26 protein-coding genes and 1 tRNA gene are annotated in these 22,139 nt (G+C 65.0%); 8 read left to right on the top strand and 19 right to left on the bottom strand.

All coding sequences use genetic code 11. The features are described from left to right. Positions 1 to 174: 174 nt before the first annotated feature. From XH85_RS05795 to XH85_RS05770, 7 genes are all read right to left on the bottom strand, one after another. Positions 175 to 624, bottom strand: a complete 450-nt coding sequence (locus XH85_RS05795; protein ID WP_128931117.1) for a DUF2948 family protein — start codon at positions 622 to 624, stop codon at positions 175 to 177. Between the two features lie 267 nt (positions 625 to 891). Continuing rightward, positions 892 to 1,155, bottom strand: a complete 264-nt coding sequence (locus XH85_RS47800; protein WP_420837903.1) for an alpha/beta fold hydrolase — start codon at positions 1,153 to 1,155, stop codon at positions 892 to 894. Further along, positions 1,046 to 1,600, bottom strand: a complete 555-nt coding sequence (locus XH85_RS05790) for an alpha/beta fold hydrolase (protein ID WP_420837902.1) — start codon at positions 1,598 to 1,600, stop codon at positions 1,046 to 1,048. Before XH85_RS05790 ends, XH85_RS47800 begins: the two co-directional genes overlap by 110 nt. A 247-nt stretch (positions 1,601 to 1,847) precedes the next feature. After that, entirely contained in the window at positions 1,848 to 2,357 is a 510-nt protein-coding gene (locus tag XH85_RS05785; protein ID WP_128931116.1) for a hypothetical protein, read from the bottom strand. Between the two features lie 313 nt (positions 2,358 to 2,670). Beyond that, positions 2,671 to 2,979 carry an EthD family reductase gene (locus tag XH85_RS05780; protein WP_128931115.1) on the bottom strand — a complete coding sequence of 103 codons (309 nt, stop codon included), beginning with the start codon at positions 2,977 to 2,979 and terminating at the stop codon, positions 2,671 to 2,673. A gap of 126 nt (positions 2,980 to 3,105) precedes the next feature. Then, a complete protein-coding gene (locus tag XH85_RS05775; RefSeq protein WP_164940124.1) occupies positions 3,106 to 4,812 on the bottom strand; it encodes an FAD-dependent oxidoreductase in 1,707 nt (568 codons plus the stop codon). A gap of 25 nt (positions 4,813 to 4,837) precedes the next feature. Continuing rightward, positions 4,838 to 5,026, bottom strand: coding sequence for a hypothetical protein (locus tag XH85_RS05770; RefSeq protein ID WP_128931113.1), 189 nt, complete (start codon positions 5,024 to 5,026; stop codon positions 4,838 to 4,840). 328 nt (positions 5,027 to 5,354) lie between these two features. Between XH85_RS05770 and XH85_RS05765 the strand changes: the two genes are divergently transcribed. Continuing rightward, a tRNA-Thr gene (locus XH85_RS05765) sits at positions 5,355 to 5,429 on the top strand. 1,137 nt (positions 5,430 to 6,566) lie between these two features. Here the strand turns inward: XH85_RS05765 and XH85_RS05760 are convergent. Further along, entirely contained in the window at positions 6,567 to 7,055 is a 489-nt protein-coding gene (locus XH85_RS05760; protein ID WP_128931112.1) for a Crp/Fnr family transcriptional regulator, read from the bottom strand. 196 nt (positions 7,056 to 7,251) lie between these two features. Between XH85_RS05760 and XH85_RS05755 the strand changes: the two genes are divergently transcribed. Next, a complete protein-coding gene (locus XH85_RS05755) occupies positions 7,252 to 8,259 on the top strand; it encodes an LLM class flavin-dependent oxidoreductase (RefSeq protein WP_128931111.1) in 1,008 nt (335 codons plus the stop codon). Positions 8,260 to 8,380: 121 nt separating this feature from the next. Continuing rightward, complete coding sequence (locus XH85_RS05750) at positions 8,381 to 9,109, top strand: helix-turn-helix transcriptional regulator (protein WP_128931110.1); 729 nt, start codon at positions 8,381 to 8,383, stop codon at positions 9,107 to 9,109. A gap of 73 nt (positions 9,110 to 9,182) precedes the next feature. Here XH85_RS05750 and XH85_RS05745 read toward each other — a convergent pair whose 3' ends face one another. Genes XH85_RS05745 through XH85_RS05720 form a run of 6 tightly spaced genes read right to left on the bottom strand, consistent with a single transcriptional unit; the run spans position 9,183 to position 13,789 of the window. Next, a complete protein-coding gene (locus XH85_RS05745; RefSeq protein WP_128931109.1) occupies positions 9,183 to 10,058 on the bottom strand; it encodes an amidohydrolase family protein in 876 nt (291 codons plus the stop codon). Between the two features lie 13 nt (positions 10,059 to 10,071). Continuing rightward, positions 10,072 to 10,464 (bottom strand): RidA family protein, encoded by a 393-nt coding sequence (locus tag XH85_RS05740; protein WP_128931108.1) that lies wholly within the window; start codon positions 10,462 to 10,464, stop codon positions 10,072 to 10,074. A gap of 25 nt (positions 10,465 to 10,489) precedes the next feature. Beyond that, a complete protein-coding gene (gene hpaH / locus XH85_RS05735; RefSeq protein WP_128931107.1) occupies positions 10,490 to 11,293 on the bottom strand; it encodes a 2-oxo-hept-4-ene-1,7-dioate hydratase in 804 nt (267 codons plus the stop codon). A gap of 3 nt (positions 11,294 to 11,296) precedes the next feature. Continuing rightward, positions 11,297 to 12,157: a fumarylacetoacetate hydrolase family protein gene (locus XH85_RS05730; protein WP_128931106.1), complete on the bottom strand. Its 861-nt coding sequence runs from the start codon at positions 12,155 to 12,157 to the stop codon at positions 11,297 to 11,299. A gap of 45 nt (positions 12,158 to 12,202) precedes the next feature. After that, positions 12,203 to 12,820, bottom strand: a complete 618-nt coding sequence (locus tag XH85_RS05725) for a flavin reductase family protein (protein WP_128931105.1) — start codon at positions 12,818 to 12,820, stop codon at positions 12,203 to 12,205. A gap of 3 nt (positions 12,821 to 12,823) precedes the next feature. Further along, positions 12,824 to 13,789 carry a Bug family tripartite tricarboxylate transporter substrate binding protein gene (locus tag XH85_RS05720; RefSeq protein WP_128931104.1) on the bottom strand — a complete coding sequence of 322 codons (966 nt, stop codon included), beginning with the start codon at positions 13,787 to 13,789 and terminating at the stop codon, positions 12,824 to 12,826. A gap of 140 nt (positions 13,790 to 13,929) precedes the next feature. Here XH85_RS05720 and XH85_RS05715 point away from each other — a divergent pair, with 140 nt between their 5' ends. The 4 genes from XH85_RS05715 (at position 13,930) to XH85_RS05700 (ending at position 17,552) form a co-directional block, all read left to right on the top strand. Further along, the gene (locus tag XH85_RS05715) at positions 13,930 to 14,721 is read left to right on the top strand and encodes an IclR family transcriptional regulator (protein WP_164940116.1); all 792 of its coding nucleotides are present in this window, start codon (positions 13,930 to 13,932) and stop codon (positions 14,719 to 14,721) included. 186 nt (positions 14,722 to 14,907) lie between these two features. Beyond that, complete coding sequence (locus tag XH85_RS05710) at positions 14,908 to 16,203, top strand: O-acetylhomoserine aminocarboxypropyltransferase (RefSeq protein WP_128931103.1); 1,296 nt, start codon at positions 14,908 to 14,910, stop codon at positions 16,201 to 16,203. Positions 16,204 to 16,207: 4 nt separating this feature from the next. After that, complete coding sequence (locus tag XH85_RS05705; RefSeq protein WP_128931102.1) at positions 16,208 to 16,990, top strand: alpha/beta fold hydrolase; 783 nt, start codon at positions 16,208 to 16,210, stop codon at positions 16,988 to 16,990. A gap of 61 nt (positions 16,991 to 17,051) precedes the next feature. Then, a complete protein-coding gene (locus XH85_RS05700) occupies positions 17,052 to 17,552 on the top strand; it encodes a DUF6496 domain-containing protein (RefSeq protein ID WP_128931101.1) in 501 nt (166 codons plus the stop codon). Here the strand turns inward: XH85_RS05700 and XH85_RS05695 are convergent, their stop codons facing one another. Continuing rightward, on the bottom strand, positions 17,553 to 17,756 hold the full coding sequence (locus XH85_RS05695; protein WP_128931100.1) for a hypothetical protein: 204 nt from the start codon (positions 17,754 to 17,756) through the stop codon (positions 17,553 to 17,555). It lies immediately after the preceding gene. Between the two features lie 387 nt (positions 17,757 to 18,143). On the opposite strand from XH85_RS05695, the gene XH85_RS05685 reads away from it, so the two are divergent. Beyond that, complete coding sequence (locus tag XH85_RS05685; RefSeq protein WP_128931099.1) at positions 18,144 to 18,875, top strand: SDR family NAD(P)-dependent oxidoreductase; 732 nt, start codon at positions 18,144 to 18,146, stop codon at positions 18,873 to 18,875. Positions 18,876 to 19,046: 171 nt separating this feature from the next. Here XH85_RS05685 and XH85_RS05680 read toward each other — a convergent pair whose 3' ends face one another. From XH85_RS05680 to phnL, 4 genes are read right to left on the bottom strand one after another with little or no spacing between them, the layout of a single operon-like run. Further along, positions 19,047 to 19,658: a pyridoxamine 5'-phosphate oxidase family protein gene (locus XH85_RS05680; protein ID WP_128931098.1), complete on the bottom strand. Its 612-nt coding sequence runs from the start codon at positions 19,656 to 19,658 to the stop codon at positions 19,047 to 19,049. 22 nt (positions 19,659 to 19,680) lie between these two features. Beyond that, positions 19,681 to 20,277: a phosphonate metabolism protein/1,5-bisphosphokinase (PRPP-forming) PhnN gene (gene phnN / locus XH85_RS05675; RefSeq protein ID WP_128931097.1), complete on the bottom strand. Its 597-nt coding sequence runs from the start codon at positions 20,275 to 20,277 to the stop codon at positions 19,681 to 19,683. Then, positions 20,274 to 21,431, bottom strand: coding sequence for an alpha-D-ribose 1-methylphosphonate 5-triphosphate diphosphatase (locus XH85_RS05670; protein WP_128931096.1), 1,158 nt, complete (start codon positions 21,429 to 21,431; stop codon positions 20,274 to 20,276). The genes phnN and XH85_RS05670 overlap by 4 nt, the downstream gene beginning before the upstream one ends. Positions 21,432 to 21,436: 5 nt before the next feature. Further along, complete coding sequence (gene phnL / locus XH85_RS05665; RefSeq protein WP_164939768.1) at positions 21,437 to 22,135, bottom strand: phosphonate C-P lyase system protein PhnL; 699 nt, start codon at positions 22,133 to 22,135, stop codon at positions 21,437 to 21,439. Between the last annotated feature and the right edge of the window lie 4 nt (positions 22,136 to 22,139).

The following is a 22,139-nucleotide window of genomic DNA, read 5'->3' as shown; positions in this document are numbered from 1 at the left end:
TGGGCCCGGCCGTTCCTCTCCAGCGCCGTCCCAGCGACGGCCAGGGCCCATTACCACCAGCGGATGGGTGGAGGCGCAATTGGGCCACATCTCGTTTCAACAACGAAGCCTTAGGGTGATGGGTCCTGGCTTTCGCCAGGACGACAGCGGAATGCGTGGCCTTGGCATGCCACCTCACCCCTCCCCCGCGATCCCCGGTCCCGTTCCCAGCGCGTCCGCCCCGAGGTCGGTCAGCTCGCATTCCAGGCATTCGACGTCGAGGCGGATGGCGCCGCCCTGGGCGAACAAAAGCAGGGCACTGCCGCCGGGCTCCTCGTTGCGGCCATCCTGGGGGTGAAACTCGATGCCGATGAGGTCCAGGATCTCGTCCGGCGTGGCGAGGTCGATGTTGCGCGATTTGCAGGCAAGCACGCGGTCGAAGCGGAGCGCGGCAACCAGCCGGCGCGGCTCGGCCGCGCCTTCCAGCGTCTGCTCCCAGTCCAGCCGGCTCATGCCGATGACAAGCCGTTTCTCGCTCTGCCGCCAGATGATGTCGGAGGCCTGGACACGGGCGTCCTGGACATGGGTCGAGATCACCGCGAGATCGTCAGCATCGAGTGCGATCAGCTTGAGTTGGGGACACATCGCCGACGCTTCTCCTTCAGGGCGGACAGGACTCAACGCGCGCGGGCGCCGAAATTTCCGCGGCAAGCTAACTGTCCCGTACACTTGAGGCTATTGATATCCTCCATCTCCAGCACGTTCCGCGGATACCCCTCCCGGGCGACGCAACCCCTCACCCGTCTCGCCGCCGCGCCATAGCCGATGCGAAGCATCGGCGTTCTAAGGACGGCGGCCGAAGGCCGCCTATGCCACCCTCTCCCGCAAGGGAGAGGGTAAGAGTCGTGAAGCTCACTCCTTGAAAAACGCCAGGAGGTCCGCGTTGATGGTCTCGGCATGCGTGGTCGGCATGCCGTGCGGGAAGCCCTTGTAGGTTTTCAGGATGCCCTTCTTCAGCAGCTTGGCCGACAGCGGTGCGGAATCGGCGTAAGGCACGATCTGATCGTCATCGCCGTGCATCACCAGCACCGGCACGGTGATCTTCTTCAAATCCTCGGTGAAGTCGGTCTGCGAGAACGCGACGATGCCGTCGTAATGTGCTTTCGCGCCGCCCATCATGCCCTGGCGCCACCAGTTCTGGATCACCGCCTCCGACGGCTTGGCGCCGGGACGGTTGTAGCCATAGAAAGGACCCGCGGGGAGGTCGCGATAGAATTGCGTACGGCTGGCGGCGAGTTGCGCCTGGAGACCGTCGAACACGCTCTTCGGCAGGCCGCCGGGATTGGCAGGGGGTCTGCACCATCAGCGGCGGCACAGCGGACAGGATCGCCGCCTTCGCGACGCGGCTCTCGCCGTGACGCGCGATGTAGTGCACGACCTCGCCGCCGCCGGTGGAGTGGCCGACATGGATGGCGTTCTTGAGGTCGAGATGCGCGGTGAGCGCGGCAAGGTCGTCGGCGTAGTGATCCATGTCGTGGCCGTCGGCGACCTGCGTCGAGCGACCGTGGCCGCGGCGGTCATGGGCGATGACGCGGTAGCCGTGCGTGACGAAGAACAACATCTGCGCGTCCCAGTCGTCGGCCGAGAGCGGCCAGCCATGGCTGAACACGATCGGCTGGCCCGAGCCCCAATCCTTGTAGAAGATCTCGACGCCGTCTTTGGTGGTGATGGTGGGCATGGATTGCTCTCTTTCGGTGAAAATCATCTGCGCGACGCGCGAACAAGCACGCGCCGATGATCCGCAGATAGTTGCGCGAGACCCCGAATGCGATGCATCGCGTCAACTGGGAACGTTGAGAATCGTGTGATCAGGCAAACGCCATCGGCCTGAAGCGGCGCCAGGCGCCGATGGTCAGTAGCACGAAGAACACCAGCACGATGCCCTGCACCACGGCGAACACCGGCCCCGACGGCGGCGCCGGCGGCACGGCGGGTGCAAGCGCGGCGAGCGCCGGCACCTTCAGGAACGACTGGATCACCAGCACGAAGACATTGAAGTAGAGCGAGACCATCGCGGTCACGATGTAGACCGGGCGCCAGACGCCTTGGAGCTTCATGCCGTAGAGCGCGATGCAGGCGATCGCCAGCAGCACCAGCGAGATGATGCCGATGATGTGCGAGGGCAGCAGCTCTTTGAAGGGAAACAGGAAGCCGGTTGCGCTGGTGAGGATCGTGAACAGCAGGAAGATCGCGGTGAGGCCCGGCATCGACTTCGAGCCGAGCAGGCCGAACATCACGATGAGACCGGCGGCGATGGCGATCAGGCTGATGATGACATGGATCAGCGTCAGGGCGGGCAGGCTCAATCCAAGCACCATGGCAGCTCTCCTACTCTCCGCATTGAGACGATCAGAGTAGTATGACGGTCCTCATGGGATTGTCACCTGCGTTGGTGTCCTACATCTGCCCGCAGCCATGCGTCATCGTGCGAATCGACAAACGCATGCTCGGATTTCTTGCAGCGCTGTCACGAACGACGGCAGTTTGTAGCCCGGATGGAGCGCAGCGAAATCCGGGGATCTCGCTTGTAGATACTGCTGTCCCGGATTACGCTTCGCTCCATCCGGGCTACGAGCTTTCAATCGATCGTTGCAACATCGGCCCGCGATCGGCGGGCCGATGCGACGCGGCTCACACTTCCTTGGTGTCGAAGATCAGCAGGTCGGCACCGCCGCTGGCGAATTTCGGCACGTCAGCGCCGGTCGCCTTGCCTTCCGGGCTGCTGAATGCGGCCTGAATGTCGGCCACGCTGTCAAAGGTGAGAATGGCGACGAGATGGATTCCGGAAGGCCCAGTGGGGGAGCTGACCGGTCCCTTGCTGATGGCGTATTTCTTCAGGCCGGGAAGTTTCTTGGCGAGTGGAATGTGCGTCTCGGCATAGTACTTATCGAAGGCAGCAGCATCCTTGGGCGTTTTGTAGAGCACGACGATTTCAGCCATTTAGTCCTCCCAATGAATCTTTTGTTCGTTCCACGGGCGATACGCTTCGCGACGAGGGGGTAGTCTGCACCAAGCGGCGCGATGGCAAGCCACATTCGGCTTGCCATTCCCTTGTCTTGTCCTTGCCTAAAGCGCCGGTTTTGCGGCGTCGCCGAGATAGCCGTGCAGGGAGGCCACGACCTGCGCGCCTTCGCCGATGGCGCCGCCGACGCGCTTGACCGAGCCGGAGCGGACGTCGCCGACGGCGTAGACACCCGGCACCGAGGTCTCGAGCGGCGCCACCAGCTTGCCCTGGTTCTGCTCGGACTGCGCACCTGTCACGACGAAGCCGCCGCGATCGAGCGTGACGCCGCAACCGTCGAGCCAGGAGGTCGCGGGATCGGCGCCGACGAACAAAAAGAGATTGCGGATGTCGGCAGAATCCTCGTCGCTCGACAAGCGGCTCTTCCAGCGGATCCGCCGCAGCAGCGCGGCCTCATCGCCTTCGAGCGCCGTGATCTCGGTGTTGAACATCAATTCGATGTTCGGCGTCGCTTCGATGCGCTCGATGAGATAGCGCGACATGCTGGCGCCCAAACCGCCGCCACGGATGATCATCAAGACTTTCTTCGCATGACCCGACAGGAACACGGCGGCCTGGCCTGCCGAATTGCCGGCGCCGACCAGCGCCACCTCCTCGCCGGCGCAGAGCCGCGCCTCGACCGGCGAGGCCCAGTACCAGACGCCGCGTCCCTCGAACTTGTCGAGGTTGTCGATCTCCGGCCGGCGATAACGCGCGCCGCTCGCGACCACCACCGCGCGTGAGCGCAAGGGATCGGCGCCGTCGAGCGCCACCGAAAATGCGCCGTCCTTGCGGGTGCAGTCGAGCGACTTCACCGTCACAGGGATCATGATGTCGGCGCCGAACTTCTGGGCCTGGGTGAAGGCGCGCGCGGTCAGCGCCTGGCCGGAAATGCCGGTCGGAAAGCCCAAATAGTTTTCGATGCGCGCACTGGCGCCGGCCTGGCCGCCGAAGGCGCGGGTGTCGAGCACGGCGACGGACAGCCCTTCGGACGCCGCATACACCGCCGTGGCGAGCCCGGCCGGTCCGCAGCCGACGACCGCAACGTCGTAGATGCGATCACCCTTCGCCCCGCCGATCATGCCGATGGCGCGCGCAAGCTCGGTCTCATTGGGGTTGCGCAGCACGGCGCCGCTCGCGGCGACGACCAGCGGCCAGTCTTCCGGCTTGGGCGAATAGCGCGCGATCAATTCGGCCGCATCGCGATCATTTTCGGGATCGAGCAGATGATGCGGCTGGCCGTTGCGGGTGAGAAAGCCCTGCAAGCGCACCACGCCAGCCGAATGCGACGGACCGATCAGCACGGGACCGCCGATGCCGCCCTGGATCAGATTGACCCGGCGCAGGATCAACGCGCGCATGATGCGCTCGCCAAGCTCGGCCTCGGCGACCAGCAGCGCGCGCAGCCGGTCCGGCGCCAGCAGCAGCGTCTCGACATCGCCCTCGGCGCGGCCGTCGACCAGCGCCGGCTGTCCCGAGAGCTGGCTGAGCTCGGCCAGAAATTGCCCCGGCCCCTGGTCGATCACCGGGGTGACATGGCCAAGACCATCGCGCTGGGTGATGGCGACATGGCCCTTCAGCACGACGAACATGCCGGGTCCCGGCTTGCCGGTCTCGAACAGGAACTCGCCGTCGGCATAGCGGCGGACCTCGCCGAAATGCCTGATGCGTTCGATCTCGGCAGGCGTCAGCGCCGGAAAGGTCTGCTCGGGGCGGGTGAACCGCGACATCAGCGCGTCGCGATCGGTTCGTTGCTGTTCGTCCTGCCCCATTGCCACTGTCATGCACTCCAAAATGTTAGTCGTCGGCCTTGCCGGTGGGCCCCTCATTTAGGGACTCATCGTCGTTGTGCGAGGGCTCGGCCATTGCGGCGCGTTCGCGCGCCTGCACCTTCCGCCGCTTCAGGTTTTCGCGCAGGGCGGATTTCAGCCGGTCCTGTCGCCCGTCCTGGCCGCGTCCTGCGGTCTTATCTGTCTCGTCGGTCATCTCCGGGCTCATCAACAGGGGGCCGCGTCGCGCTTCAGCATGCCCAAGGAATACGACAGCTCAAGAGCCCCCGCGCGATCCGATCGTGCGAACTTCAAAATGGGCCGAATCCGACCGCACAGCCAACTGGCCAATTGGCTGAGGGGCATCACTGGGACCAAAATCGTCCAAAATCGGTCATTTCGGGGCAAAAAGATCATCTCCGGTCGGCAACGGCGCCGATTTTCTCGATTTGGCAGGGCCGGCAAGCTTGCACATGAGGGGGCCTTGTGGCATCCATCGCCCCGCTTGGCGGGCCCAGTCGCGGCCCGATTCTGTGCCAGCATTTGCTGCCGTAGCTCAGTGGTAGAGCACTCCCTTGGTAAGGGAGAGGTCGACAGTTCAATCCTGTCCGGCAGCACCAGTGTTCCACACATGACAAGGCGTTCTCGCGGCTGAAGTGCCCGAGTTTTGCTCTATTCCGTGCCCCTCTTCGGTGAAGAGGGCGCAGGGAAGGCCGGGTGCCGGCTGGCACCCATGGTCCGCTGCGCGAAGAATTTGCACACGCAAATGCGCAGGCGGAGAACAGGTGGGCCGGAAAACACCCCGCCTTCCCTGCGCGATGGTTTGACGGCTTATGCCTGCTCTCCCCGGAGCCGAGTTCCTTCTGGCCTCCGTCACCTCGCGAATTGACGATGCGTCGCGACCCGGTTGAGCCCAGAAGCATCTCCGCAAGGCTTGACCGTAGCAACGACGGTCAGGACCACATGGTTTTGCCGTACGCAGCGATCCGGCTTCGCCCAAAGGCTCCGCCGGACACGGGCGCCGTCCGTCCGCACGCAGCACGACCTCACGAGGTTCATCTCGCCCTGGTCCCACCTTCGCGTGCCCGACGCTGCCGCGTCCACCGCACCCCGGCCCACGTTTCGTTACGACGTACGATCGTCCCTCTCCCCGGACCGGGATGGCAGGGAGAATGCCGCAATTCCGAATTTCGGTAAAGTGGAATATTTTTGCGGTGGGGGATTGACGGGATTTTGCGGGAGGCGGGTGTGTTGCCCGACGGTGCAGGTCCTCTGGTCAGCAGGCTTCCGCTTTTGGCACTACGCCAGCGCACCGCCATTGCCACAGTGACTGCGGGACGTTGAGAACTTCATACGGCGCAATCCGGAGCACCCGGCGCGCATCGCGCGTTTATGTCCGCATCTGGTCCCCCTAACCGACATTTGAACTGCGTCGCACTGTCCGTTTGCCTCCCAAATTCGTGGTGATAGTGTCACAGTCCGCGGTCTGTCCGGGAGGACACAATGGGATGGTTTGACCGGCTGTTTGGAAGGACGTTGGCGCCTGCGACCCCACTCCTTGCGAGATTTAGGCGGAAATCACGGGCAGCGACTGATCCTGATCTTCTGAAGATTGCCAAAGACCGAAAAGGGCATGTCTCGCGGAGAGCCGTGAGAGATGAATATAATCGGCTGCTTCTGGAGAAATACGCGCACGATAAGTCGTGACGTCTAAAGCGCGATGAGATGAGTGCGTAGCCCGCATCGCAGATAGAGTTTCATCTCGCAGGGGTTTGCTCTTCGCCCACCTGCTGTGCGGCGAAGCGATCGTCGGCACGGCGTAGCCGTCGGCAGAGCTCGCGATTGATGTTCTGCAGGACGATCACATAGGCGTGGATGTCGGCCTTGTAGCAAGCGTAGAGCTTTTGGGCGGTCAGCTCGTACAACACGGTCGGACTCTCCGCGACCACAGTGGCGGAGCGATTTTGCATTTCGATCAGCGTCATCTCGCCGAAGAAGTCGCCACGCTCCAGACCGGAAATCGGGATGACGCTCCCCTTATTCGTCCGTTTGCTCACCGAGAGCCGACCGGATTCGACGATGAACATCGAGCGTCCCGGCTCACCCTCCGCCACGACGGTTGCTCCGGCATCGAAGCGGCGCTCGACCAGCATCGAAATCAGGAGGTCGAGGCTTGGGTCCGGAAGACCGCCGAAGAACGGCGTCGCGAGCAAGAACGCCTTCAGATCGGGAGCGCTGACAGCCATCACGCGAGGATACCCTCCATCGCCATCTGCAGCAAGCAGAGCTCGTAGGATGAGCGGACGCGAAACCCATCAGCAGTTCGATGGCGAAACATGATGGGTGGTTTCGCAACTGCTCTACCCATCCTACGCGCCGCCACTACATGTGCTTCTTGCAGACGCGCATGATCGCGCGCCCCTCCACACCGGTACCCCGCACATGATCCCCTTCTCCATCCTCGACCTCGCGCCCATCCGCCAAGGTGGCGACGCAGCGCAGGCGTTTCGCAATTCGCTCGATCTCGCCCAGCATGCGGAGGCCTGGGGTTACAAGCGGTTCTGGCTGGCCGAGCATCACAACATGACGGGCATCGCGAGCGCGGCGACGTCGGTGGTGATCGCCCATGTCGCGGGCGGGACCAGGACGATCCGGGTCGGCTCCGGCGGGATCATGCTGCCGAACCATTCGCCGCTGGTCATCGCCGAGCAATTCGGCACGCTGGAGTCGCTTTATCCCGGGCGGATCGATCTCGGGCTCGGCCGCGCGCCGGGCACCGACCAGTTCACGGCGCGGGCGCTGCGGCGCGATCTCGCCACGGCTGCCGAGAATTTTCCGCACGACGTGCTGGAATTGCAGGCGCTGCTCGGCGATGTGCAGCCGAACCAGGCGATCCGCGCCGTGCCCGGCATCGGGACCAAGGTGCCGCTGTGGATCCTGGGATCGAGCACCTTTGGCGCGCAGCTGGCGGCGATGCTCGGGCTACCGTTCGCGTTCGCCTCGCATTTCGCGCCGCAGATGATGCTGCCGGCGCTGCGCGAATATCGCGCGCGCTTCGAGCCATCAGTGCAGCTCGACAAGCCCTATGCGATGATCGGCGTCAATGTGTTCGCCGCCGACAGCGATGCGGAGGCGCAGCGGATGTTCTCATCGCTGCAGCAGCAGTTCATCAATCTGCGCCGCGGCACGCCGGGGCCGCTGCCGCCACCGGTCAATGACATGGACGCGCTGTGGTCGCCGGCGGAGAAGGCCGGCGTCGGCCAGGCGCTGTCCTGCTCCGCGGTCGGCTCGCCCGAAGTGGTCGAAGAGAAGCTGAAAGCGCTGATCCTTGAGACCGGCGCGGACGAATTGATGACGACGGGGCAGATCTACGACCACGCCGCGCGTCTGCGCTCGTTCGAAATCGCAGCCGAGGTGCGCGACCGGCTGGCGGCCTCGCCCGATCGCTGAACCAGGCACCGGCGCGCCATCCTGGCTGACAAACAGGCGTGAGATTGCAGGCCCCGCAATGCTGTCCTAAACTCGGGGTAGCGTAGCGCCGATCCCTCAAGGCCTGATCGTAGGATCGACGATGGATGTGATCCGCAGCCGCGCATTCGAGTTCATCGAGACGGTGCAAGAGCTTTCCGACACGGCGAGTGTCCTGGACGCCATGGGACGCATGCTCGGCCAGTACGGCCCCGACCAGTTCTGTTGCGCCTATGTCGCCCCGCTCTCGACCGAAGCCCCGCGCGAGGCCGTTCTCGCCCATCGGCTGCCGCCCGGCTTTCTGGACATGTATTCCGCCGAGCAGTTCGTCTGGGACGATCCGGCGCTGCGCCACTGCAAGACGACGCTGCGCCCGTTCCGATGGTTCAGGGAAGCGCCATTCGATCCGGCCCGCGAGCCGCGCGCGGTCGAACTGGTCCACCGCGCCCGCGACTTCGGGCTGCTCGACGGCGTCATGGTCCCGATCGCTTCACCTTCGAACCGCGTCGGTCATGTGTTCTTCGGCGGCCGCGAGATCGATCTGCCGGAGCGTGACTTGCCGGCCCTGCATCTCATGGCGCTCTATGCCTTCGACCGCGCGCTGGCGCTGCGCGGCCGGCCCGAGCCTCGGACACTCGCGCTGTCCCTGCGCGAGTGCGAGGTGCTGACACTGGCCGCGATCGGACGATCCACCGACGAGATCGCCGACGCGCTGACGATCACGCCGCGCACCGTGAAGGCCCACGTCAAGAGCTGCTGTAAGAAGCTCGGCGCGACCACCCGCACGCAGGCGGTGATGATCGCCATGCGCGACCGGATCATCTCGCCCTGATGCGTCGCGCTACGGCTTGTTGTTTGCGCATGACCTTTTCGGAAAACCGCTTCGCGCTTTTCCGGATCATGCGCTAGTCCGCAAACCCGAACAGCTTCGCCGGATTGTGGACGAGGATTTTTTCCAGCTCCGCCTGGTCAGGCGCGTAGCGGTACATCAGCTCGAGCAGGTCGGCGTCGTTCGGCGGCTGCTTCACGGAGACCGGGTGCGGCCAGTCGCTGGCCCAGACGCAGCGGTCGCTTGCGGCCTCGATATAGGCGCGCGCGATCGGGATCACGTCGTCGTATGGAGCCCCAGTTTTCGAGGTCTTCTCGCCGAGCGACAGCATGACCCAGAAATTGCCCTTGCCGAGCAGCTCCAGCATCTTGCGCAAATTCGGATCGTCCTTGCCGGCTGCGGGATCGGGGCGCGCCATGTGGTCGATCAGCACGGGCACGTCGAGATTCTCGTATTTGGCGACGCTGGACATGATGCCGTCCTTCTCGGGCTGGATCTTGACGTACCAGCCGAGCTCGCGGATGCGCGCGATGGCGCGGGCGAAATCGGCATCCGACAGCACGGCGCCGAGCTCCTGGCGGAAGCTGAAGCGCGCGCCGCGCACGCCGGCGTCATGCAGCTTGGCCAAATAAGAGTCGCTCGCCTCGGCGAACACCAGCGCGTTGGCGCAGCCGCGATAGTTCGGGCCCATCGCCGCGAGGCCGTCGAGCACGACGGCATGGTCAGCACCGTAAGTGGTGGTCTGCACGATGATGCCGCGCTCGATGCCGAGCGCCTTGTGCATGCGCAGCGCCGCCTCCCAGGTCGCGGTCGGCATCCGATAGGCCGCACCGGGGCGTTCCGGATATTTGTCGATCGGCCCGAGCACGTGAAACTGACTGTCCACGGTCTTCGGTGGCGGCGCCTTCACCGGGCGGCGCGGATTGGGATCGAACGGCAGATAGGTCGGCATGCGCAAGACTCCTTCAGTCGATCACGGCGGTGAAGTCGCACTGCACCAGCGCGCCGCCGTCCATGTTGTCCATCGGCAGCGCGTGGCGCGCCGGGCGCGAATGCTCGTCCGGAAACATCTTGAGCCACTCGACATTGACGGGACCGCGCTGCGAGCGGTCCTTCAGCCACACCGTCATCTTGATGATGTCATCCGTGGTACCGCCGGCCGCCTCCACCGTCGCCTTCATATGTGCGAACATGTTGGCGCATTGCGCATCGAGGCTCTCGGGCATGACGCCAGCCGCATCGCGGCCGAGGATGACACCCGACATCACGAGATTGCCGATGCGGCAGGCATTCGGAATCGGGTTGGCATGCTTGAAGCCGCCGATATGGATGCTCTTGCGCCGCGATTGACCACTCATGATGCGCTCCCTGCTTGTTGTTGGTTCAGACGAACTGGCACGACACCGAGCCGAAGGTGCCGTAATCGGCATGGAAGGTGTCGCCGCGGCGGATGTCGACGGGACGCGTGAACGATCCCGCCAGCACCACCTCGCCGGCGGCGAGATGTTCGTCATGCGGCGTGAGGCGGTTGGCGAGCCAGGCGATGCCGTTTGCGGGATGATTGAGCACGCCGGCCGCGAGCCCGGTCTCCTCGACCTCGCCGTTGCGGAACAGGAGCGCGCCGATCCAGCGCAGATCCGCATCGAGAGGGCGGAACGGCCGGCCGCCGAGCACCAGCGCCGCGTTGGCCGCATTGTCCGAGATCGTATCCATCACCTTGCGGGTCTTGCCGGTCTCGGGATCGACGCGGTGCATGCGCGTCTCCAGGATCTCGAGCGCTGGCGTCACATAGTCGGTGGCCTTGAGCACGTCGAAGATGGTGCAATCGGGCCCGCGCAGCGGGGCCTTCAGCACGAAGGCGAGCTCGACCTCGATGCGCGGCGCGTGGAAGCGGTCGAACGGAATCGGCGTGGCGTCGGCATAGAACATGTCGGCGAACAGCACTCCGTAATCGGGCTCATTGATGCCGACCGCGTTCTGCATCGCCTTCGAGGTCAGGCCGATCTTGTGACCCTTGATGACGCGGCCGCGGCCGAGCTGGAGCTTGGTCCAGGCGCGCTGGACCGCGTAGGCATCCTCGATGCTGAAGTCCGGATATTCTTTCGTGAACATCGGGATCAGCGCCTTGGTGCGCTCGGCTTCATCGAGCCGCGCGGCGAGGCGTTCGATCGTCGCAGCATCCAGCATAACTTAGCTCTCCGCGGCCACGGTGTTGCGCAGCACGCCGATGCGGCTCGACTCGACCTCGACGACGTCTCCCACCTTGAGCCAGCGCGGCGGATCGAAGCGCGCGCCGGCCCCGGTCGGCGTGCCGGTCACGATCATGTCGCCGGGCTTCAATGTGGCAAAGGTCGAGAGATAGGAGATCAGGAAGTCGAACGGGAACATCAGCCGCTCGGTGGTGTCCTGCTGCCGCACCTCGCCGTTGACGCGCGTGACGATGTCGTGAGGCCCGCGCGGGTCGAGCTGGTCGGCGGTGACGATCCACGGGCCGATGCTGCCGGAACGGTCGAAATTCTTGCCTTGCGTGACGTTGAACTTGCCGTGGCGCAGCCAGTCGCGGATCGTGCCTTCATTGCATAGGGTCATGCCGAAGATGTGGCCCCAGGCCTTCTCGCGCGGGATGTGACGGCCGCCCTGCCCGATCACGATGACGAGCTCGCCTTCATAGTCGAGCTGGTCCGAAATCTTGGGCTTCTCGATCGGCTGGCCGGAGCCAGTCATCGAGGACATGCTGCGCACGAACAGGCTCGGATATTTGGGCAGGTCCGAATTGTCCTTGTATTCGGCGTTGCGCTCGGCGTAGTTGACGCCTATGCACCAGAGCTTTTCCGGCGCCAGCACCGGCGGAAGCAGGACGAGTTTTTCCAGCGCGTAGTCGGGCTGTTGCCCGGCGACCGCCTCCTGCGCATCGGCGAGCGCGTTGGCAGCGATCAGCGCCTTCACGTCGGAGAAATCACGGCCGATCCGCTTGGTCAGATCGACGACGCCGCCTTCGACGGCCGCACCGTAGCGCGGCTCTCCGTCCACGAGATAGCTTACGAGTCGCATCGTCGTTCTCCAATGATGTCGCGGGCGCGGCCGAGGGCAGCGCGCTCAGTCGGTCGATTTGGGAGTCTGGAAGACGGTGTTCAGCGTCACGATCTCGCCGAGCCGGGCATAGCGCGGCCCGCCGATGCGCGCGATCGGATCGAGCGCCTTTGTCTCGACCTTGCCGTCCTTCACGAGGCCATCGCGAATGTGGAACATGACGACCTCGCCGACGATGAGCCGGCTGCGGGCCTCGCCGAATTCCAGGCACTGCCGAAAGCGGCATTCCATCGCAACCGGCGCGGCGGCGAGCCGACGCACCTTGATGAGCTCGCAGGGCAGCGTTTCGAGCCCGAGATGCTCAACCTCGCTGATTTCAGGTGGATGCTCGATCGAGCTGTCGTGCACCGCGGACATCAGCGGGGTATCGGCGATGTGGATCACATACTCCTCGGTATCGAGGATATTGTGCGCGGTGTCCTTGTAATCGGCACCCTTGCGGCCGACGCTGATGGCGAGCATCGGCGGCTTCTGCGAGACGAAAGTGAAGGCGCTGAACGGCGCGAGGTTGAGCACACCGGAGCGCGACAGGCTCGTGACCCAGGCGATCGGGCGCGGCACCACGATGCCGGTCATCAGGCGGTAGATGCGCTCGGCGCCGAGCTCGGTGGGATCGATTCGCATCGATCAATCCGCCCTGATGTTGGCCTTGCGCACCACCGGAATCCACTTGGCGTCCTCGCGCGCGAGATAGGCCTTGAACTCATCAGGCGTCATCACTGTAGCTTCCCCACCGAGCTTCTCGAACTTGTCCACCACGGCCGGATCCTTCAGGATCGCGGCCAGCGTCTGGTGCAGCTTGTCGACGATGGGCGCCGGCGTGCTCGCAGGGGCGAACAGGCCGGTGAAGGTCTGGCCGTCAAAATCCTTGTAGCCGAGCTCGGCAAAGGTCCGGACGTCAGGCAGCGACTTCAGGCGGTGCGGGCTGGTGACGGCGAGCGCGCGGAACAGGCCGGCCTTGATGTGCTGGAGGCTGACCGTGAGCTGGTCGAACGCGAACTGCACTTGGCCGCCGAGCAGATCGTTGATCGCCGGCGCGTTGCCGCGATAGTGCGCGGTAACCCATTGCAGGCCGAGGTTGGACTGCATCAGTTCGCTGAGCAGATGGTTGGTGGTGCCAGGCCCCGGCGAGGCCATGGTCAGCTTGCCGGGCTCGCGCTTGGCGAGATCGATGAATTCCTTGAACGTCGTGGCCTGCACGGACGGATGCACCTCGAGCACCAGCGGCGTCATCGAAATGGTCGAGATCGGCAGGAAGTCCTTTTTCCAATTATAGGCCTCGCGCTTGTTGATCTCGGTCGCGAACAGCACCGGGCCATTGGCGCCGACGAACAGCGTGTAGCCGTCGGGCGCGGATTTCGCGAAGGCTTCGCCCGCGATCATGCCGCCGGCGCCGGCCTTGTTCTCGATGATGAAGGGCTGGCCGAGCTTTTCCTGGAGCTTGTCGGCGATGATGCGCGCCGCGCTGTCGACATTGCCGCCGGCCGGATAGGGCACGATCAGCTTGACGTTGCGCGCCGGCCATTCCTGGCTTGATGCGGGGCCTGCCAGCATCGCGACTGCAGCAGCGATGGCAATCCAGATTAATCTCATGTTAACCTCCCGGCGGCGCTTCAACTCACTTCGGATGCCGCGACGTTGCGCATGGCAATTCGAAAAGCATCTCGATCGGAGCGAAATCTCCAGATGCGCGCTTGTCCTGTCGAGTGAATTGTGGCGTTCTTGTCCATATTATGGACAGGACCAGATTGGCCCGCAACGTCGGGGAACCGCGACAGGGCGCGCAGGCAATCCGGCGCGCGCTCGCGGTGCTGCGCATTCTGGCCGCAGGCCGCGAAGACGGCGTGCCAATGGCCGAGGTGGTACGGGCAACCGGGCTCACCCGCCCGACCGTGCATCGCATCGTCCACGTGCTGATCGAGGAAGGCATCGTCGAGCGACACGAGCGGACCGGCCGCTATGCGATCGGCAACCAGGTGCCGGAGCTGGCGCTCGCGCGGCCGCGGCCGTCACGGCTGCTGGTCGCCGCCAATCCCTCGCTGCGGCGCGCCTCCGCTGAAATTGGCGACACACTGTTCCTGACGGTGCGGACCGGCAACGACACGCTGTGCGTCGATCGCAGGATCGGCGTCTATCCGATTCAGGTGCTGTCGATCGAGGTCGGCGCGCGCCGGCCGCTCGGCGTCTCCAGCGCCGGCGTCGCCATCCTCGCCGCGATGCCGGCGCAGGACGCGCGGAAAATCGTCGCGGCCAACGAGAAGAGGTTCGAGGCCTATCAGACCGACGTCGCAACCGTGATGGGCGAGATCACCACGGCGCGGCGGCGCGGCTACTACATGCGGGAGATTGGCCTCGTACAGGGCACGAAATCGATCTCGACCTGGATCAAGAGCCCGGACGGACAGCCGGCTGCTGCGATGACGGTCTCCGCCGTGCGGACGAGGCTCGGCCCCCGTCGCGAGCAGGAGGTCGCGGAGATTTTGCTGCGCGAGACTGGGATCATCGAGCAGGCCATTCGCGGCTAAGGCGCGGGCGGCGCGACTTCGCCTCTCCCCGTAAGCACGGGGCGAGGGAGCGCACTGCCGTCGCGGCCGCGGCTCGCATCACGTGTCGTCGCTGCATGCAGGCAACCATCACTGTCAATGGGCTGACGCCGCGCTTCGTTTTGTGGCACAAGAGCCGCCTCCGCCGATCGACCAACGAGGCCACGCATGCCCGCGCCTAAACCGCCTGCCTTCGAGACCCTGAGCCTGCATGCGGGCCAGCATCCGGATCCCGTAACCGGCGCCCGCGCCGTGCCGATCTACCAGACCACGTCCTACGTGTTCCAGGATTCCGACCATGCCGCCGCGCTGTTCAACCTGGAGCGCGCCGGCCACATCTACACCCGCATCTCCAATCCGACCACCGGCGTGCTGGAGGAGCGGCTGGCGGCGCTCGAAGGCGGCGTCGGCGCGATCTGCACCGCCAGCGGCATGGCCGCGCTGCATCTGGCCATCGCGACGCTTTTGAACGCCGGCGACCACATCGTGGCGTCGAGCTCGCTCTATGGCGGCACCATCAACCTCTTGGCACACACGCTGCCACGCTTCGGCATCACCACCAGCTTCGTCAAACCGCGCGATCTCGACGCGTTCCGCGCAGCGATCAGACCGAACACGAAGCTCGTGATCGGCGAGACCATCGGCAATCCCGGGCTGGAAGTGCTCGACATCCCGAGGGTCGCGGCGATCGCACATGATGCGAAAATTCCGCTGCTGATCGACAACACCTTCGCCACGCCCTATCTCAGCCGCCCCATCGAACTCGGGGCCGACATCGTCATGCATTCGGCGACCAAGTGGATCGGCGGCCACGGCATCGCGATCGGCGGCGCCATCGTCGACGGCGGCCGCTTCGACTGGCGTGGCTCCGGCAAATTCGGCGTGCTGACCGAGCCCTATGGCGGCTATCATGGCATCGTCTTCGACGAGCAGTTCGGCACCGCCGCCTTCATCATGCGCGCGCGCACCGAGGGCCTGCGCGATTTCGGTGCCTGCCTTTCCCCGACCAACGCGTTCCAGCTATTGCAGGGCGTGGAAACGCTCGGCGTGCGCATGGACCGGCATATGCAGAACACGCACCTCGTGCTGGATGCACTGAAGGCCAACAAGGCGGTCGACTGGGTGCTGCATCCCTCGCTGGAGGACCACCCGGACTATCACCTTGCAAAGACGCTGCTGCCGCGCGGCGCCGGCTCCATCGTCTCCTTCGGCATCAAGGGCGGGCGGCCCGCCGGGCGCAAGTTCATCGAATCCCTGCGCATGATCAGCCATCTCGCCAATGTCGGCGACGCCAAGACCTTGGTGATCCACCCCGCCTCGACCACGCATCAGCAGATGGACGCCGAACAGCTCAAGGCCGCCGGCATCGGCGAGGAGCTGGTGCGGCTCTCGGTCGGCATCGAGACGGCAAGCGACATCATCGACGATCTCAATCAAGCGCTGCGCATCTCGCAAAAGGTCTGACGCCATGAAGCTCTCCGTCAACGGCACTGATGTGTTTGTCGCAACCGGCGGCCGCGACTTCGACAAGTCGCTGCCAGCGGTCGTCTTCATCCACGGCGCCGGCTTCGACCATTCGACCTGGGCGCTGCACACGCGCTGGTTCGCCCATCACGGCTTTTCGGTGCTGGCGCCTGACCTGCCCGGCCACGGCCGCTCGGCCGGGCCGTCGCTGTCGACCATCGCTGAGATGGCCGACTGGACGGCGGCGCTGCTGGATGCAGCAGAAGCCGCGAAGGCGCACCTGATCGGCCATTCCATGGGCTCGCTGATCTCGCTGGAGGCGGCGGCGCGGCATCCGGACAAGGTCTCCGCGCTGAGCCTGATCGGCACCGCCGCGACCATGACGGTCGGCCCGGATCTGCTCAGGGCCGCCGAAGCCAACGACCAGGACGCCGTCGACATGGTCTCGATCTGGGGCCTCGGCTTCAAGGCCGAGCTCGGCGGCAGCCTGGCGCCGGGCCTTTGGATGCATGGCGGCGCACAGGCCGTGTTGAAGCATTGCGAGCCGGGCGTGCTGTTCAGGGATCTGTCGGCCTGCAATGCCTATGCGAATGCTCTGCAAGCCGCCGCCAGCGTGAAGGTGCCGACCACGCTCATTCTCGGCGAGCGGGACATGATGACTCCGGCGAAAGCCGGCAAGGCGCTGGCGGCGGCGATCCCGCAGGCGAAGACCGTCATCGTGCCGGGCGCAGGACACATGATCATGGCCGAGCGCCCGGATGAATTGCTGGCGGCGCTGAGGAACTGAAAAAGGATCAATCGGCGGCCTTGCGCGTTGCATCCCTGTGATTTCAAAGGGAACTCGACCCATGCCAAGACAGGAAATCATCCGCAAAGCCAAGCAGGACAAGCGCGCCGGCAAATCGGCAAGCACGCAGGCCGGCGAATTCGTCAAGGACGAAATCGACAAGATCAGGAAAGGCAAGCATGGCGCGCGGTCGACAAAGCAAGCCATCGCCATCGGCCTGTCCGAGGCGCGCCGCGCCGGCGTCGATCTGCCGCCGCCGCGCAAGGGGCGTACCAAGAAGTCGACGCGCCGCAGCGCCAAATATGCCTATGAGGCCGGTCAGGGCAAACGCACCCCGAAGCGCCGGCCGCGCGTATCGCGCGCCGTCGAGAACGTCCTGAAGAAGGAGCCGCGCTCAACAGCGTCGCGCAGCGCGCTGTCGAAGCAGGCCAAGCGCGCCGCGAGCGGGCGAACCGCGGCGTCGCGTTCGGCCGCTGCGCGGAAAGCGAGCCGCACCAAGGGCGCCAAGGCCCGCTCCGCTGCCGCCAAGAAGGCGGCACGCACCAGGACGCGCCGGCGCTGATCAGCTCAGACGCCGCCTCCGCTCGGAGAGCACCGCGTGGGCGGCGCGCTCGGCCTCGCGCGCCGAACGGAACTGACGGCCTTCGAGACTGTCGAACAGGCGCTCCGAGGAGAAGAAGCGGAAGCCACGCGCGTCTCTGGTGATGATCCCGGCGGCGCGGTCTTGGATCTCGATGATGTAGGCGTTCGACTGGGTTTGGGACATGACTGCTCGTTCGCCGAGTTTTCGGCGTTCCTGTCTTGAGATTTGCGGGATGCTGCTAGGAGTCGGTCAGCAACAACAACAGGCGCCGGTGGCCGCCGAGAAACAGCGACGCGTCATGCAAGCGTGCATGTCGCCTGGATTTCGCTGGTGATCGGTTCTCATATCGCAGCTTCGGCTCGAGGAGCAGTTTCGATGCTGCGAATATCGAGCGATTGCCGCGATTGGTCAATGAAATGGCTATCCATATTTGATAGCGGCACGCCGGGGCGCTTCTCCCGCAGGAAGCGCTGACAGCCGGATTCATCTCGCGATGAGTTCAACACCCGCGCGCGGCCGGCATGATACGCTCCCAGCAACCGCAAAGCAGACGATTTGGGAGATCCGGAGATGGCGGATGATCTGAAGGGGCGCACGGCGCTCGTCACCGGCGGCTCGCGCGGAATTGGCGCCGCCGTATGTCGCGCGTTAGCTGAAGCAGGCGCCGCGGTGGCGATCAACTGCCGCGAGCAGATCGGCCAGGCCGAGCAGCTCGCAGGCGAGATCGGCAAGCAGGGCGGCCGCGCGATCGTGATCGCCGCCGACGTCTCGCAGCGCGAGGCCGTAGCCGGAATGGTCGAGCGTGTCACTGGTGGGCTCGGGCCGATCGACATCCTCGTCAACAATGCCGGCATCGCCATCACGCGCGGCGTCGATGATCTCACCGAAGACGATTTCGACCGCACCATCCTGGTCAACCTGAAATCCGCCTTCCTGTGTACGCAGGCGGTGCTGCCGTCGATGCGCGCGAGGAAGTGGGGGCGCATCGTCAACATCTCCTCGGGCGCTGCGCGCGGTGCCGGCGCCATCGGGCCGCATTACAATGCATCCAAGGCCGGTCTGGAAGGCCTGACGCGAGGTTATGCGGCGCGCCTCGTGAAGGAAGGCATCACGGTCAATGCGGTGGCGCCGTCATTGATCGAGACCGACATGATGAGCGGCCAGCAACAGCTCGTCAGCCGCATTCCGCTCGGCCGCTTCGGTACGGCGGATGAGGTGGCGAAGGCGGTGATGCTGCTGGTCGACAACGCCTACATGACCGGGCAGACCATCGCGCTGAGCGGCGGCATGGCGTTTAATTAGGGGGGCGCCCTCTTCACCTCGCCCCGCTTGCGGGGAGAGGTCGGATTGCATCGAAGATGCAATCCGGGTGAGGGGGTACAGGTCTATCGACGATCTCATACGCGGAGCGAGCCCCTCACCCCGCCCTCTCCCCACAAGAGCGGGGCGAGGGAGACGAGAGAGAACGGAGACTCACCACATCGTCGCGGCGGCGCGCGCGGGCCAGGCGCGATCGTATTCGTCGCCGCCGACCTTGTTCTCGCTCATCTCGGCCAGAATCTGGCCGGGCGTCGGCAGGGTTTTCGGATCGACGCGCTTGTCTGGATTCCAGAGATCGGAGCGGACGATGGCGCGGGCGCACTGGAAATAGATCTCGTCCACGCTCATCACCATGACGCTGCGCGGTGCCTTGCCTTCGACCTTGAACGAGGCCAGCAGCTCGGGATCAATCGAGAGATGGGCGCGGCCGTTGGCACGAACCGCATTGCCGGAGCCGGGAATCAAGAACATCAGCGACACCCGGGGATCGCGCACGATGTTGCGCAGGGAATCGACCCGGTTGTTGCCGCGCCGGTCCGGCAGCATCAGCGTCTTGGGGTCATGGATGCGGACGAAGCCGGGCAGGTCGCCGCGCGGCGAGCAGTCGATACCCTCCGGTCCAATGGTGGCGAGCGCCGCGAACGGCGCCTTTTCGATGTAGATGCGGTAGAGCGGCGTGACATGGTCGGCGACTTTGACGGTCGAGGCATCGTTGGTGACGCCATAGATGGCCTCCAGCTGTTCGACCGTTTCGATCACCGACATTCCACTCTCCTGGTTGCGCTGGTTATTCCTGCCAGCCTTCGTTCCTGATCACCCGCAGGAGCTGACGGCCATGATAATCCGCGCTGCCGGCGTTGAGGATGGTGACATCGGCCTGCGCCTGCGCATGATCGACGCTGCGCGACAGCCGTTCCGCGATGTTGCCGTCGCTATGTCGCGCCCGCGCGGCAAGCCGTTGCGCCAGCACGTCCGGCGGCGCCGTGATCGCGACCACCACGACATTGGCATAGGTTTGGCGCAACGCGCCGATCACGGTGCGCGAGACGTTGACGACCACCGTGCGTCCGGCGCGGATATCGTCGTTGATCTCGAGCGGCAGCGCGTAGGAATGTCCGTGTGCCTCCCAGTGTACGGCGAAATCGCCATGCTGCTGCGCGCGGCGGAATTCGTCGGGGCCGAGCGCGACATTGTCTTCGTGACCGGAGGATTCCCGCGTCACGACGCGGCGTGGAAAGACGATTTCGTGATCCTCACTACACGCTGCCTGCGCCAAGCGCAGCAGCGTATCCTTACCGGCACCGCTGGGACCAACCACGAGCACCAGCCGCCCGGGACCAGTCCCGCCTGCCAAGCCCTGCGCCATGGCCGCGGTTTCGCTCATGCGACACGGCTCCCTTCGCGCCAGACGCTGCGGACGACGGGAACGCTGCCCGCAACATGCACGCGGATCAGGTCGGCGCGCTTGCCGATCGCGACCTCGCCGCGATCGGTGAGTCCGACCGCATCGGCAGGCGCCTTGGTCACGGTGCGGATCGCCGACGGAAGGCTGATCGCAGGCACATGCTCGGGCAGCTGCAGCGCACCCATCAGCAGGCTCGACGGGATGTAATCCGACGACAGGATATCGAGCAGGCCTTCACGCGCGAGATCGACCGCGGCGATGTTGCCGGAGTGCGAGCCGCCGCGCACGACGTTAGGCGCGCCCATCAGGATGTCGATGCCGGCCTGGTGCAGGCCGCGCGCGGCCTCCAGCGTGGTGGGAAATTCCGCCACGGCGACGCCGTCGCGCACGGCGTCCGCGACGTTCTCCTCGGTCGTGTCGTCGTGGCTCGCCAGCGCAATCTTGTACTGATGCGCCAGCGCCACGATCTCGCGCATGTTGGTCGCGGCATATTGCTTCTGGTACTCGAAGCGCTTTGCGAACAGCTCGTCGAGCTCGGCATCGGTCTTGCCGCCGCCCTTGCCGCGATAATAGTCGCGCAGCTTGACCTCGTCGCGGAACTGACGCTGGCCAGGCGTGTGATCCATCAGCGACATCAGCTTGACGTCGGGACGGTCGATCAGCTCCTTGGCCTCCTCGACGACGCTCGGCATCGGGATTTCGCAGCGCAGATGCAGGAAGTGATCGGCACGCAACAGGCTGGCATCGCGCGCAGTCGTGATTGCGGCGGCGAGCACGCCGGCGCGGCCATCGACTTCCTCGGCGCCCTCTTCGCGCCAGACCCGCAGCGAATCGAAGACGGTGGTGATGCCTGATGTGGCGAGCTGGCCGTCATAGGAGATGACGGCGGCGACCGGATTCCAGAACACTTTTGGCCGCGGCACGTAATGGGCTTCGAGATGGTCGGTGTGAAGCTCGATCAGGCCGGGCATGATGAGGTCGCCGCCGGCATTCTCGGCGCCGGCGGGCGCCCTGCCCTCGCCGATCTCGGCGATGCGTCCGCCCGCGAGAGCAAGCCAGCCCTGCTCGATCACCTGGTCGGCCAGCACGATCCTGGCGTTGGCGATGACGGTGTCCTTGGCGTTCATATCCATTCCCTTCAGGCCGCGGCGGCGAAGCTGGTGACATCGACGATGCGGTCGGCAATCAGATGACGGATTTCGTCGTCATGGACAATGGCGACCATGGCAACGCCCTGGCGCTTTTTTTCAGTGACCAGCTCGACCACGACGGCACGGTTGGCGGCATCAAGCGAAGCGGTCGGTTCGTCCAGCAGCAGGATCGGCAAATCCGAGATGAAGCCGCGCGCGATGTTGACGCGCTGCTGCTCGCCGCCGGAGAAGGTCGCAGGCGGAAGCTGCCAGAGCCGCTCGGGGATGTTGAGACGATGCAGCAGGCTGCCTGCGCGCTGCTGTGCTTCAGCGCGCGCCAGACCGTTGACGATCAGCGGCTCGGCCACGACGTCGATGGTGGCAACCCGCGGTACCGCCCGCAGGAACTGGCTGACATAGCCGATGGTGGAACGGCGGACGTTGAGCACCTGCCGCGGCTCGGCACTGGCGAGATCGATCAGCGCGCCGCGATGGCGGATGCCGATGCGGCCGCTATCGCAGCGATAGTTGCCAAAAATCATCTTCAGGATCGACGATTTGCCGGCGCCTGATGGCCCCGACAGCACGACGCATTCGCCGGGATTGACGTGGAAGGTCACGCCGCGCACGACAGGCAGCTCGATGCCGCCTTGCAAGTGCATCGTAAAGGTCTTTTGGGCATCGGCAACGTCGATCATTGCGGTCATCGAA

It is taken from the genome of Bradyrhizobium zhanjiangense, assembly GCF_004114935.1.
GTDB classification, from domain to species: Bacteria; Pseudomonadota; Alphaproteobacteria; order Rhizobiales; family Xanthobacteraceae; genus Bradyrhizobium; species Bradyrhizobium zhanjiangense.
Note: the sequence above shows the minus strand (reverse complement) of the source record. Positions and strands in the feature narration are given on the sequence as shown.